The following is a 12,820-nucleotide window of genomic DNA, read 5'->3' on the forward strand; positions in this document are numbered from 1 at the left end:
GGCTTCAGGGCCGATTGTTGAGTGTTGCATAGCGGTGCGTCGCTGCCGAGGCAACGCCAGCGACATAATGTTCACCCAAAACAGACACGGATCCGCGTCTGTTCGCTGGCATACTGACTATATCACGTCGTACCATCTGCGGCGCATGAGTCGTGCTCCCACACCCCGCCTAGCGCGCTACCTCGTCCTGCACGAAACGCGGGGCTGGGTCATTGAACTGGACGGCTCGTCCTTTGGCCCATATCGCTCGCAGAAAGCCGCGATCAAGGCCGCGACAGACGCCGCCCTTCTCTCTGTCCAACTGAAGTACGAGGCCGTGGTATTCGTCCGCGGCCTGGACGGGCGGGAACGCTCTGTGTGGCAGAGTCGAAACCAACCCCCACCCCGCTGAGGCGTCCAGCACGCTCAGCCGGGACCGGCTGAGGCGGGAGCGCCGTCCACCTCGGGGTCGGCGGGCTGGGTCGGCGTAAGGCCGATAACGGGCTCGCCCGGGGCATAGTCGCCGGCCAGGCCGCCGCCGACGGTCGCATACAGCGTCACCAGGTTCGCCGCGCGCGTGAGGCGGGTCGAGACCAGGGCCTGCTGCGCCTGGTAGAGCGTGCGCTGGGCGTCCAGCGTGTTCAGGAACGTGTCGACCCCGGCATCATAGCGCGCATTCGACAGGCGATAGCTGGTCTGCGCCGCCTCGACATTGGCGGCACGGGCGGCGAGCTGCCGGTCGATCGTGCCCTGTTGCGCCAGCGAATCGGCGACCTCGCGAAAGGCGACCTGGATCGCCCGCTCATAGGTCGAGACGGCGACATCCCGCTGGGCCTGGGCCAAATCCAGGTTGGCCTCGTTCTCGCCCGCGTTGAAGATCGGGATCGAGATCGACGGGTTGAACAGCAGGACCTGCGACGGATCGCTGAACAGGCGCCCCAGGTCGGTGCTGGACAGCCCGGCCGACGTCGTGAGCGAGATCGTCGGGAAGAACGCGGCGCGCGCCGCGCCGATATTGGCATTCGCCGCGCGCAGGGCGTATTCGGCCTGCAGCACGTCTGGCCGGCGCAGCAGCACCCGCGAATCCAGGTTGGCGGGCAGCGCCGCCAGGGTGTAGTCGCGGCCCAGCCCCTCGGGCAGCAGGGCGTCGGCCACGCGGGCGCCAACCAGCAGGTCCAGCGCATTGCGGTCCTGCTCGACCAGCGTGGTGAAGGCCGCAACGTCCGCCCGCGCCTGCTCCAGGATGGTGCGGGCCTGGACCACGTCCAGCTCGGACGCGACTTCGCCCTCGAAGCGGCGCTGGGTCAGGTCGAGCGAGGTCTGCGCCGAAGCCAGCGTCTCGCCCGCAATGCGCAGCAGGTCGCGGTCGGCAGCCAGGGTCAGGTAGGCACGCGCCGTCTCGGCCAGCAGGCTGATGCGCGTGGCGCGCGCCGCCCATTCGGTCGCGAAATAGGATTGCAGCGCCTGGTTGGACAGGCTCTTCAGCCGGCCGAACAGGTCAAGCTCGAAGGCGCTGAAGCCGACCGACACGGAATAGCTCCGCGATTCGATCTCGCGGCCCGGCCCGCTGGGCGTGATCTGGTACGCGCCGTCCGCCCCGCCACGGACATCGGGCAGGCGGTTCGAATCCTGCACCCGATAGCGGGCCCGGGCCGCAACGACATTGCCGGCCGCCACGCGCAGGTCGCGGTTGTTGGCGAGGGCCAGCGCCAGGACGGTGCGCAGCTGGCCATCGGTGAAGAAGTCGGTCCAGCGCAGCGCGGTCAGGTCGTACTGGCCGGCGCCGGCGGGCGGGTAGGCCCCGCCCTGGGGCAGCGATGCCGGCACCGGGGCCGGCGGCTGCTCGTACTCGGGCTCCAGCGTGGAACAGGCCGCCAGCAGGCCCAGCGCCGAGACGGCGATCAACGGAATGCGCATTGAAACCCTATTCCGCAGGCTGCGGGGCGGCGACCGGCTCCGGGTGCCGCTGGCCGAACAGCCGGTGCACCAGCACGAAGAAGAGCGGGACCATGAAGATGCCGAAGAAGGTGCCGGTCAGCACGCCACCGATGACGCCGGTGCCGATGTCGTTCTGGCTGGCAGCACCCGCGCCGGTGGCGAGCGCCAGCGGCAGGATGCCGGCGGTGAAGGCCAACGACGTCATCAGGATGGGACGCAGGCGCAGGACCGCCCCCTCGACCGCGGCATCGAACGCGGTCATGCCGCGTTTCACCCCGGCCTCGGCAAACTCGACGATCAGGATCGCGTTCTTGGACGACAGGCCGATCGTCGTCAGCAGGCCCACCTGGAAGAAGATGTCGTTGGTCAGGCCGCGGGCGGTCGCCGCCAGCACGGCCCCGATCACGCCCAGCGGAATGACCAGCAGGACCGACAGCGGGATCGACCAGCTTTCATAGAGTGCCGCCAGGCACAGGAAGATGACCAGGATCGAGAGCGCGTAGAGGATGGGCGCCTGCCCGCTCGACAGCCGCTCCTGGAAGCTGATGCCGCTCCAGGCCAGCGAATAGTCGCCCTCCACCCCATCGACCAGGCGCTGCATCGTATCCATCGCGGCACCCGTGCTCTGCCCTGGCGCGGGCGCGCCCTGGATCTGCACGGCGGCCAGCCCGTTGAAGCGCTGCAGCTGCGGCGAGCCGTAGGTCCACTCGCTGGTGGTGAAGGCCGAGAACGGCGTCATGGCGCCCGTGCTGCCCCGGACGTACCACTGGTTCAGGTCCTCCGGCGCCGAGCGGAACGGCGCGTCGCCCTGGACATACACGCGCTTGACTCGGCCGCGGTCGATGAAGTCGTTCACATAGGTCCCGCCCCAGGCCGTGGACAGGGTGCTGTTGATGTCGGCCTGGGACAGGCCGAGCACGCCGGCCTTGGCCTGGTCGATCTCGATGTGCAGCTGAGCCGTATCCTCAAGCCCGTTGGGCCGCACCGCCATCACGGAAGGCTCCTTGGCGGCGCCGCCCAGGACCTGATTGCGCGCCTGCATCAGCGCCGCGTGGCCGCTGGCCTGGGGGTCCTGCAGCCACATCTCGAAGCCGGCGGAGCGCCCCAGCGCACGCACCGACGGCGGGACCAGGGCAAAGACCTGGGCATCGCGTTCCTGCGAGAAATGAGCCATAGCGCGGTTGGCGATCGCCTGGGCCGAATTCTCGGCCCCCGGGCGGTCGTCCCAATTATGCATGGTGAGGAAGGCCATGCCGGCGTTCTGGCCCGAGCCGTTGAAGCTGAAGCCGGCCAGGGTGAAGACGCCCTTCACGTTGTGGGGCTCGTGCTCCGCGAAGTACTCCTGCACCTTCATCGCCATGGTCTGCGTGCGCGCCGTGGTCGCGCCGGAGGGCAGCGTGTAGACGACGAAGGCCTGGCCCTGGTCCTCGTCCGGCAGGAAGCTGGTCGGCATCCGCGTGAACATGACCGCCAGCAGGCCGATCACGACGACGAACAGCGCCATGAAGGTCACGGGCCGCCGGGCGACGAAGCCGACGCCGCGGCCATAGCGCTGCTGCGTCCGCCCGAACCAGCGGTTGAACCAGCCGAAGAAGCCGCGCTGCGTCGCCGGGTCGATATGCACCGGGCGCAGGATCGTGGCGCACAGCGCCGGCGTCAGCACGATCGCGACCAGCAGCGACAGCGCCATGGCCGAAACGATGGTGACCGAGAACTGGCGATAGATCACGCCGACCGAGCCGCCGAAGAAGGCCATCGGCAGGAACACCGCGGTCAGCACCAGCACGATGCCGACCAGGGCGGGGGTGATCTCCTCCATCGACTTGATGGTCGCCTCGCGCGGGGGAAGGCCTTCCTCCCGCATGATGCGCTCGACGTTCTCGACCACCACGATCGCGTCGTCGACCAGCAGGCCGATCGCCAGCACCATTGCGAACAGGGTCAGGGTGTTGATCGAGAAGCCCAGCGCCGACAGGATGCCGAACGTGCCCAGCAGGACGACCGGCACGGCGATCATCGGAATGATCGTGACCCGCCAGTTCTGCAGGAACACGAACATTACGATCAGGACCAGGAAGATCGCCTCGACCAGGGTCTTGATCACCTCCTCGATCGAGATGCGCACGAACTCGGTCGAATCGATCGGATAGGCGACGACATAGCCCTCGGGGAAGGTTGGCTCCAGTTCGGCGACCCGCGCCTTGACCAGGTCGGCAACGGAGAGCGCATTGGCGCCTGAGGCCAGCTGCACCGCAATGCCGGCCGAAGGATGGCCGTTGAAGCGCGACGTCGTGCCGTAGTTCTCGGCCCCCAGCTCAACCCTGGCGACGTCGCGCAGGCGCACCGTCGCCCCGCTCGTGTCGCTGCGCAGGATGATGTTCTCGAACTCCTCAGCCGTCTGCAGGCGCGACAGGGCGGTGACGGTCGCGTTCAGCATCTGACCCGGCAGGGCCGGCCTTGCCCCCACCTCGCCCGCCGAGACCTGGGTATTCTGCGCCTGGATCGCGCTGGTCACGTCGGACGGCATCAGGCCGAACGAGTTGAGCTTGCCCGGGTCGAGCCAGATGCGCATGGCGTACTGCGCCCCGAACACCGTGACGTCGCCCACCCCTTCGAGCCGGCTGAGCGGATCGACGAGGTTGCTGATCATGAAGTCGGAAATGTCGATATTGGTCGCCCGGTCGGTCTCGTCATAGAGGCCGACGATCATCAGGAAGTCCGACTGCGACTTGGCGACCGTGACGCCCAGCGCCTGCACCGCCTGGGGCAGGCGGTTGAGCGCCTGCTGCACCTTGTTCTGGACCTGGACCTGGGCGATGTCGGGATCGGTGCCCTGCTCCAGCGTGACGGTGATCGAGGCCTGGCCCGACGACTGGCTGGTCGACGAGAAGTAGAGCAGGCCGTCAATGCCCTTCAGCTGCTGCTCGATCACCTTGGTCACGCTGTTTTCCAGCGTCGCGGCCGAGGCACCCGGATAGCTGGCCGAGATCGTGACGGTCGGCGGCGCGATGTCGGGATACTGCGACACCGGCAGCGAGAAGATCGAGGTAGCCCCCGCCAGCATGATGATGATGGCGATGACGATCGCGAAGATCGGCCGCGCGATGAAGAACTTAGCCATGGCGGGACTCTCCTGGCCGTCCTACTGGACGATGCGCGGATTGTTCGCGATCGCGGCCAGGTCGGCCTCCACCGGCACGGCCTTCGCACCCGGGCGGATCTTCTGCAGACCGTCGACGATCAGGCGGTCACCCGCCTTGAGCCCGTCGGTGACCAGCCAGCTGGTGCCGACGGTGCGCGGCGTGACCAGGATGCGCGATTCAACCGTATTGTCGGCGGTCAGGACCATGGCCGTGGCTTCGCCCTTGTTGTTGCGCGCAACCCCCTGCTGCGGCGCCAGGATGGCGTCGTCCTGGACCGACTGGGTCAGCACCGCGCGCACGAACATGCCGGGCAGCAGCAGGCCATCGGGATTGGGGAACTGGGCGCGCAGCGTCACGGTGCCCGTTGCCGCGTCCACGCCCACCTCGGTGAACTCCAGCTTGCCCTTCAGGGCGTACTCGGTGCCGTCCTCCAGCCGCAGCGAGACGGGCGCGTCGACGGGGGCGGACCCGCCGCTGGCGAATTGCCGCTTCAGGGCCAGGATCTCCTGGCTGGACTGGGTGATGTCGACGTAGATCGGGTCCAGCTGCATGATCGTGGCCAGCGCCGTGGCCTGGCTGGCCGTGACCAGGGCACCGGCCGTCACGCTCGAGCGCCCGATGCGGCCGGAGATCGGGGCCGCCAGGGTCGTGTAGTTCAGGTTGATCTGCGCGGCCTGGAGCGCCGCGCGGTCCGCGGCGACGGCGGCCTGGGCCTGCTGGTAGGCAGCCTTGGCGTCGTCGGCCTCCTGCCGGCTGACGCCGTTGACACGCACCAGCCCGGCATAGCGCTCGGCCCGCAGGCGCAGCGACTCGATGTTGGCCTGCGTTGCCGCGGCCTGGGCCTTGGCCTGCTCGAAGGCGGCGCGGTAGGTCGCGTCGTCGATCTGGTAGAGCGGCTGGCCGGCCTGGACGTCGGAGCCCTCCGCGAACAGGCGCGCCTTGATGATGCCCGAGACCTGGGGCCGCACTTCCGACACCTGGAACGCACTCGTGCGGCCGGCCAGCTCGGTGTCGAGCGGCACGCGCTGCGGCGCCAGGGTGATGATGCCAACCTGGGGTGGTGGGGGCGCCTGCTGCTGGGCATTGGCCTGGCCCGGCTCATCGCCGCAGGCAGCAAGCATCGCGAGGGCGGCCACGGCGCCTGCCAGATGGAAGATCCGCATTGTCGACACGCCGCCTCACGAGATAGAGTGAACGCTCGTTCTCACTTTCAGCCGGAATATTGCTTGTCCGCAGGAAAAAGCAAGCCCCAGACCGGCCACGCATTGCTGCACTGCAACAATACGCCGCCCCCGGACGGGATCGCCGCCACCCCGCAGGCCGGGAAATCCCCGCAAACCCGGCCCGCCCGCCGGCCGGAAGAGCCACGCCGACCGGAAGAGCCACGCCGACAGGATGCGACGCGCCGGCAGGACCTGGCCGAGGAACGCCGCGCCCAGATCATCGCCGCCGCCAAGGCCGGGTTCAGCCGACGCGGCTTCCACCAGACCAGCATGGACCACATCGCGGCGTCCGCCCAACTGAGCGTCGGCCAGATCTACCGCCACTTCAGTTCCAAGAACGATATCATCCGCGCGATTGTTGAGACTACAGTCGCAAATCGGCAGGCCTTCTTCGAGCGCCTGGCCGGCGACCTCAGCAACCTGGTGAGCCTGAGCGAGGAACGCCCCCCCGATCCCGAAGGCATGGACCGCTTGGAATCGGGCCTGACGGTCGAGATCGCCGCCGAAGCATCGCGCAATCCGGAGATTGCCGCCCTGGTCGAATGGGCGGATCGGGAAACACGCGAGTCGATGCAGCGCATGTTCGCGCGCGCCAGGCCCCACTGGGACGCCGAGACGCGGGCGACACGGATGGAGATCATTTCGGCCCTGTTCGAGGCCCGCGCCCTGCGCGCGATCCAGAATCCGGGCGGCTATTCCCGGGGCGTCATCGCCCTGCGCAGCCGCATCATCGAGGCCCTGCTGGCCGATACGCTGTAGCCCGGTCGGTACAGAGGCCCAACGATCCCCCACACGGCAGGGTAGAGGCAGAAGCAGTTTCGACTTGCAAAACCCGCACATGTTGTTCATAGTCGATACAACATGACGATGCTCCTGCCCGATGGCCGCGCCATGCCCGGCCTGCACCCCACGCTGATGCGCCTTGCGACCCGCGCCGCAGCCCTGCACCGCACCCTGCAGGCGCCGCGCGGCCTGCTCATGATCGTGGCCCCGTTCGTCGCGATCATCCTGATGCAGGCCTTCTTCGCGGCGTTCAGCCTGTCGCTGCTGTCTGCGGCCCGGGCCTATGTCGCCGGCGAAAGCCAATGGACCAAGGCGTCGAACAGCGCGATCTACAGCCTGGCACGCTATGTCGACACGCAGGACGAGCACTATCTGGCGTCGTTCCACGAAAACATGTCGGTCCCCCGCGGCGACCGCCTGGCCCGCCTGGAGATCGAGCGCGACGACACGGACCACGCGGCAGCCCATGCCGGCTTCATCGCCGGCCGCAACGATCCCGCCGACGTGCCGTTGCTGATCTGGCTGCTGGAGACCTTCTCCGGCGTGCCGATGCTGGACGACGCCGTCGTCTTCTGGCGCCGGACCGACGCCGTCATCGCGGAGGTCGAGGCGACCGCCCGCGCGATCGAGCGCGAGGTCGACCGCGGCACCATGAGCGGGCCCCGCGTCACCTATTGGAAGGCCCGGGTCGACGCCGTGGGCCAGCGCCTGAGCCCGCTTGCATCCGCCTTCTCGGAAGCCTTGGGGGCGGCGTCGCGCCAGATCCAGAACATCCTGACCGCCATCAACCTGTTCATGGCCGCCCTTCTGATCACGCTGACCGTGTGGCGGGTCCGCCGCTTCCTGGAGCATCGCCAGAACGTGGAGGGCGAGTTGTCGTGGCAGGCGGCGCACGACACGCTGACGGGTCTTGCCAACCGCCGCTCGTTCGAGGCGCAGGTGCGGGCCGCGCTGTCGCGCATCGCCCCGGGCGGGCCCGGCCACGCCCTGGCATTCGTCGACCTGGACCAGTTCAAGATCGTCAACGACACCTGCGGCCACAAGGCTGGCGACGCCCTGCTGCGGCGCATTGCGGCGACACTTGCCTCGCACCTGCGCGGCGTCGACCTCCTGGCCAGGCTGGGCGGCGACGAGTTCGGCGTGCTGCTCCGGGACTGCCCCGCCAGCCAGATGACCGAGATCATGGAGCGCCTGCGCGTCGCGGTGCAGGACCTGGGCTTCGTCTGGGACGGCCGGGCCTTCGCCACCGGCGCCAGCATCGGCTTGGTCCATGTGGACGAGGCGTCCGTGACGCTGGAGGAGGCGATGAGCTTTGCCGATCTCGCCTGCTACATGTCCAAGGAGAAGGGTCGCAACCGCATCCACGTGCACAAGCACGACGACGCGGCGCTGCGTCAGCGCTCGGGCGAGATGAATTGGGCCCAGCGCATCCACGAGGCACTGGAAGGCGACCTGTTCTTCCTCGAGGCGCAGGAGATCGTGCCGCTGGGCACGGCCGACGCGCACGGCCAGCACATCGAACTGCTGGTGCGGCTGCGCGACGGCCATGGCGGGACGGTACCGCCCGCGGCGTTCATCCCCGCGGCGGAGCGCTTCGGCCTGATGCCGGCGATCGATCGCTGGGTCATCCGCACCGCGTTCGCGACGCTGAGCCGCCGGCTGACCCGGCAGGGCGCCTCGCCCATCGCCACCTGCGCCATCAACCTCTCCGGCGTCACGATCGGCGACGAGACATTCCTGCAATTCCTGGAGGCGCAGTTCGCGCAGCACCCCGTCCCGCCCTCCATGATCTGCTTCGAGATCACGGAGACCAGCGCGATCTCGAACATGGACGACGCGGCGCACTTCATCGCGGCGCTGCGCGCCATGGGCTGCCGCTTCGCGCTGGACGATTTCGGCGTGGGCATGTGCTCGTTCAGCTACCTGAAGCGGCTGCCGGTCGACTACCTGAAGATCGACGGCAGCTTCATCCGCGACGTCATGACCGACCCGCAGGACCGCGCCATCGTCGCCATGATGGCCGGCATCGGCCGGGTGATGGGCAAGCAGACCATCGCCGAGTTCGTCGAATGCGCCGAGATGGCGGAGGAACTGCGACAGATGGGCGTCGACTTCGTGCAGGGGTTCGGCGTGGCGCGGCCGTTCACCTTCGACGCCGGGTCAAGCCTGCCGCTGCGTCCGCTCCTGCAAGCCGCCTGAGGCGACCGGCGGGGTGGCAGGCGGCGTGAAGGTCCACACGGCGGTGCGCTTGATCTCGGCATCCTCCAGCGCGCGGCTGGTGGGCACGCTGTACTCGGCCAGCTTCTCCAGGCGGTCCTTGGGCAGGTAGTAGCGCCCGGGGTCGCCGATCAGCACCACCGCACCGCGCGCCGCGAGCCGGCCAAGCCAGGCGGTGATGCGCTCCGCCAGCGGCCGCTCGTAGCAGACGTCGCCCGCCAGCACGACGTCCCAGCCGCCGTCCTGGTCGATCACGTCGGCCAAGGCTGCCTCGACCGCCACGCCATTCACCATAGCGTTCATGGCGATGGCCGCGACCGCGAAGGCATCGACCTCGCTGGCCAGGACATGCGCCGCCCCCGATCGGGCGGCCGCGATCGCGACGATGCCCGAGCCGCTGGCGAAGTCGAGCACCCGCCGCCCCGCGACCAGGCCGGGCCGGTCGAGGATATAGCGGGCCAGCGCCTGCCCCCCGGCCCAGGCAAAGGCCCAGAACGGCGGCGGCAGGCCCTCGGCCTCCAGCTCCTCCTCGGTCTTCAGCCACAGCGGCACGGCCTCGTCCGCCAGGTAGAGGCTGAGTTCCGGCGCATGCGGCACGGCCAGCAGGCGGGTATTGGCCTGGATGAAGGCCGCGCGGTCGGGCGCGTTCTGCACGATGGTCTCCATGCTAGGATCCTGGCACGAACGCGGCGCCTTGAACCTGGGCAATCTGGAACCATGACAAATCGGCCATCGGCGATGCCTGCGTCGGCTCCGCAGCCATGACGGCGGCGGGCGACCAGTCCTCCTTCCACTATTCCGGCGGCGAGCTTGCGCTGTTCGAAGGTGCCGTGAACTGGAAGTCGTACTGGGCGGCCCAGGTGCGGCCGTTCATCCGCGGCCGCGTCGCCGACATTGGCGCAGGCCTGGGCAGCAATGTCCGCTACCTGGCCGGACCCGGTACGCAGTGGACCTGCGTCGAGCCGGACCCGGCCCTGGCGGCGGAGATTGCGCGCCGCCTGGACGGTCGCGGCGTCACCGTCCTGCAGGGCACGCTGGCAAGCCTGCCGGCCGAGGCGCGCTTCGACACGATCCTCTATGTCGACGTGCTGGAGCACATTGCCGACGACCGGGCGGAGGTGGCCGCTGCCGCCGCCCGCCTGGCGCCGGGCGGACACCTGGTCGTCGTGGCCCCAGCCCATCAATGGCTGTTCAGCCCGATGGACGAGGCGGTCGGCCATTTCCGCCGCTATACCCTGCCGGCCCTGCGCGCGCTGACGCCGCCGGGCCTCGCCGTGGTCCGGGCACGCTACCTGGACAGTGTCGGCATCATGGCCTCCGCCGCCAATCGCTTCGTCCTGCGGAAGGAGGCCGCCTCGGGCGGGCAGATGCAGGTCTGGGACCGGCTGATGGTCCCGGCATCGCGCCTTCTCGACCCGCTGACCGCCTTTCGCCTGGGCAAGACGGCGGTCCTGGTCTGGCGCAAGGACGGCGCGCCCTAGCGCGGGGACTGCCCGGGCTCAGGACCGGACTTGCAATTTGGGCGGAGTTTCACTAGACACTCGCGCCATTCCGCATGCGGGCTTACGCCGTTTCCGGGTCAATCCCCGTGAACGCCGATCCGGTGTCCAGAACCTTCCCGGTCCTGGATGACACCCGCTGACGATAGAACCGGAGAAGGATACAGGTTCAATGGCACTGCCTACGTTCTCGATGCGCCAGTTGCTGGAAGCGGGCGTTCATTTCGGCCACCAGACCCACCGCTGGAACCCGAAGATGGGCCCCTACCTCTTCGGCGTGCGCAACAACATCCACATCATCGACCTGAGCCAGACGGTGCCGGCCCTGTACCGCGCGCTGCAGACCATCCGCGACGTCGTCGCGGGCGGCGGCCGCGTCCTGTTCGTGGGCACCAAGCGCCCGGCCTCGCAGCCGATCGCCGAGGCGGCCCAGCGCTGTGGCCAGTACTATGTCAACCATCGCTGGCTCGGCGGCATGCTGACCAACTGGAAGACGATCTCGGTCTCGATCAAGCGCCTGCGCACGCTCGAGGAGCAGCTGAAGGGTGAGGCCCTGGGCCTGACCAAGAAGGAACAGCTGAACCTGAGCCGCGAGAAGGAAAAGCTGGAGCGCGCGCTGGGTGGCATCAAGGACATGGGCGGCCTGCCCGACATCCTGTTCGTGATCGACACGAACAAGGAAGACATCGCGGTCAGCGAGGCGCGCAAGCTGGGCATCCCGGTCGTGGCGATCCTGGATTCGAACTCGAACCCGGACGGCATCACCTATCCGATCCCCGGCAATGACGACGCCCTGCGCGCCATCAACATCTATTGCGAGCTGGTCGCGCGCGCCGTGCTGGACGGCATCCAGGCCGAGATGACCGAGAGCGGCATCGATGTCGGCGGCTCGGACGAGCCGCTGGTCGAGGAAGCCTATGACGATCCCGGTGCTGCCGAGGACCCGACGCTGGGTGCCGAGGGCGAGCCCGTCGTCTTCGAGGAGCAGCCGACCGCGCACTGAGCGGTGGCCACGTTCTGATCGATTGACGGGGCCGCAAACCCATGCGGCCCCGTATTTCTGCGTACCCGAATTCCCAGTAGACGTATTCCCAGGAGCCCAAGATGGCCGAGGTATCAGCCGCACTGGTCAAGGACCTGCGCACCAAGACCGGCGCCGGCATGATGGATTGCAAGAAGGCGCTTGCGGAGAACAACGGCGACCTTGAGGCCGCAATCGACTGGCTGCGCAAGAAGGGCCTGTCCCAGGCTGCCAAGAAGGCGGGCCGCGTCGCCGCCGAGGGCCTGGTCGGTGTCGCCGTCAGCGGCACCGCAGGCGCCGTGGTCGAGATCAATTCCGAGACCGACTTCGTCGCGCGCAATGACAAGTTCCAGGACTTCGTGCGCAACGTGGCCGATATCGCGGTCGGCGGCGACGGCACGGTCGAGGGCCTGGGCGCCGCGGCCTATCCGGCGACGGGCAAGTCGGTCGGCGATAGCCTGACCGACCTGATCGCCACGATCGGCGAGAACATGACGCTGCGCCGCGTCCGCCGCCTGTCGGTGGGCCAGGGCGTCATCGCGTCCTATGTCCACTCGAAGGTCGCCCCTGGCCTCGGCAAGATCGGCGTCCTGGTGGCGCTGGAGAGCGCCGGCAAGGCCGACGTGCTGGAGACGCTGGGCACCCAGATCGCGCTGCATGTCGCCGCGACCAACCCCGCATCGCTGAGCCAGGCCGACCTGGATCCCGCCCTGGTCGAGCGCGAGCGGGCGATCTTCTCCGAGCAGGCGCTCGCGTCCGGCAAGCCCCAGAACGTCGTCGACAAGATGATCGAGGGCCGCATCCGGAAGTACTACGAGGAGGTCTGCCTGCTGGAGCAGGTTTCGGTCCACGACCAGAAGACCAAGATCGGCAAGCTGGTCGAGGACGCGGCCAAGGATGCCGGCGCGCCGGTGTCGGTCGCGGGCTTCGTCCGCTTCCAGCTGGGCGACGGCATCGAGAAGGAGAAGAGCGACTTCGCAGCCGAAGTGGCCGCCGCCGCCCGCTGAGGAGAACCGC

At 68.5% G+C, this 12,820-nt stretch carries 9 protein-coding genes; 5 read left to right on the plus strand and 4 right to left on the minus strand.

All coding sequences use genetic code 11. The annotated features are described in order from the left end of the window. Positions 1–405 precede the first annotated feature (405 nt). From ACI6GS_RS00940 to ACI6GS_RS00950, 3 genes are read right to left on the minus strand one after another with little or no spacing between them, the layout of a single operon-like run. Positions 406–1,896, minus strand: coding sequence for an efflux transporter outer membrane subunit (locus ACI6GS_RS00940; protein WP_439815901.1), 1,491 nt, complete (start codon positions 1,894–1,896; stop codon positions 406–408). A 7-nt stretch (positions 1,897–1,903) separates the two neighbouring features. After that, positions 1,904–5,038, minus strand: coding sequence for an efflux RND transporter permease subunit (locus ACI6GS_RS00945; RefSeq protein WP_439815902.1), 3,135 nt, complete (start codon positions 5,036–5,038; stop codon positions 1,904–1,906). Positions 5,039–5,059: 21 nt separating this feature from the next. Next, on the minus strand, positions 5,060–6,223 hold the full coding sequence (locus tag ACI6GS_RS00950; RefSeq protein ID WP_439815903.1) for an efflux RND transporter periplasmic adaptor subunit: 1,164 nt from the start codon (positions 6,221–6,223) through the stop codon (positions 5,060–5,062). Here ACI6GS_RS00950 and ACI6GS_RS00955 point away from each other — a divergent pair. Next, complete coding sequence (locus tag ACI6GS_RS00955) at positions 6,209–7,042, plus strand: TetR/AcrR family transcriptional regulator (RefSeq protein ID WP_439815904.1); 834 nt, start codon at positions 6,209–6,211, stop codon at positions 7,040–7,042. The genes ACI6GS_RS00950 and ACI6GS_RS00955 overlap by 15 nt on opposite strands. Positions 7,043–7,144: 102 nt before the next feature. After that, positions 7,145–9,265 (plus strand): putative bifunctional diguanylate cyclase/phosphodiesterase, encoded by a 2,121-nt coding sequence (locus ACI6GS_RS00960; protein WP_439815905.1) that lies wholly within the window; start codon positions 7,145–7,147, stop codon positions 9,263–9,265. Here the strand turns inward: ACI6GS_RS00960 and ACI6GS_RS00965 are convergent. Then, entirely contained in the window at positions 9,227–9,949 is a 723-nt protein-coding gene (locus tag ACI6GS_RS00965) for a class I SAM-dependent methyltransferase (RefSeq protein ID WP_439815906.1), read from the minus strand. The two genes, ACI6GS_RS00960 and ACI6GS_RS00965, sit on opposite strands and share 39 nt — an antisense overlap. Before the next feature lie 95 nt (positions 9,950–10,044). On the opposite strand from ACI6GS_RS00965, the gene ACI6GS_RS00970 reads away from it, so the two are divergent. The 3 genes from ACI6GS_RS00970 (at position 10,045) to tsf (ending at position 12,810) form a co-directional block, all read left to right on the plus strand. After that, positions 10,045–10,764 carry a class I SAM-dependent methyltransferase gene (locus ACI6GS_RS00970; RefSeq protein ID WP_439815907.1) on the plus strand — a complete coding sequence of 240 codons (720 nt, stop codon included), beginning with the start codon at positions 10,045–10,047 and terminating at the stop codon, positions 10,762–10,764. 190 nt (positions 10,765–10,954) lie between these two features. Then, positions 10,955–11,785: a 30S ribosomal protein S2 gene (gene rpsB / locus ACI6GS_RS00975; RefSeq protein ID WP_439815908.1), complete on the plus strand. Its 831-nt coding sequence runs from the start codon at positions 10,955–10,957 to the stop codon at positions 11,783–11,785. Between the two features lie 101 nt (positions 11,786–11,886). Then, a complete protein-coding gene (gene tsf / locus ACI6GS_RS00980; protein ID WP_439815909.1) occupies positions 11,887–12,810 on the plus strand; it encodes a translation elongation factor Ts in 924 nt (307 codons plus the stop codon). Positions 12,811–12,820 lie beyond the last annotated feature (10 nt).

The sequence above is a fragment of the Zavarzinia sp. CC-PAN008 genome (assembly GCF_051903925.1).
Lineage (GTDB): Bacteria > Pseudomonadota > Alphaproteobacteria > Zavarziniales > Zavarziniaceae.

Coding starts and splice junctions, on each gene's coding strand:
- ACI6GS_RS00970 (WP_439815907.1), top strand. CDS start 10,045: ATGACGGCGGCGGGCGACCAGTCCTCCTTCCACTATTCCGGCGGCGAG.
- tsf (WP_439815909.1), top strand. CDS start 11,887: ATGGCCGAGGTATCAGCCGCACTGGTCAAGGACCTGCGCACCAAGACC.
- ACI6GS_RS00950 (WP_439815903.1), bottom strand. CDS start 6,223: ATGCGGATCTTCCATCTGGCAGGCGCCGTGGCCGCCCTCGCGATGCTT.
- ACI6GS_RS00945 (WP_439815902.1), bottom strand. CDS start 5,038: ATGGCTAAGTTCTTCATCGCGCGGCCGATCTTCGCGATCGTCATCGCC.
- ACI6GS_RS00960 (WP_439815905.1), top strand. CDS start 7,145: ATGACGATGCTCCTGCCCGATGGCCGCGCCATGCCCGGCCTGCACCCC.
- ACI6GS_RS00965 (WP_439815906.1), bottom strand. CDS start 9,949: ATGGAGACCATCGTGCAGAACGCGCCCGACCGCGCGGCCTTCATCCAG.
- rpsB (WP_439815908.1), top strand. CDS start 10,955: ATGGCACTGCCTACGTTCTCGATGCGCCAGTTGCTGGAAGCGGGCGTT.
- ACI6GS_RS00955 (WP_439815904.1), top strand. CDS start 6,209: ATGGAAGATCCGCATTGTCGACACGCCGCCTCACGAGATAGAGTGAAC.
- ACI6GS_RS00940 (WP_439815901.1), bottom strand. CDS start 1,896: ATGCGCATTCCGTTGATCGCCGTCTCGGCGCTGGGCCTGCTGGCGGCC.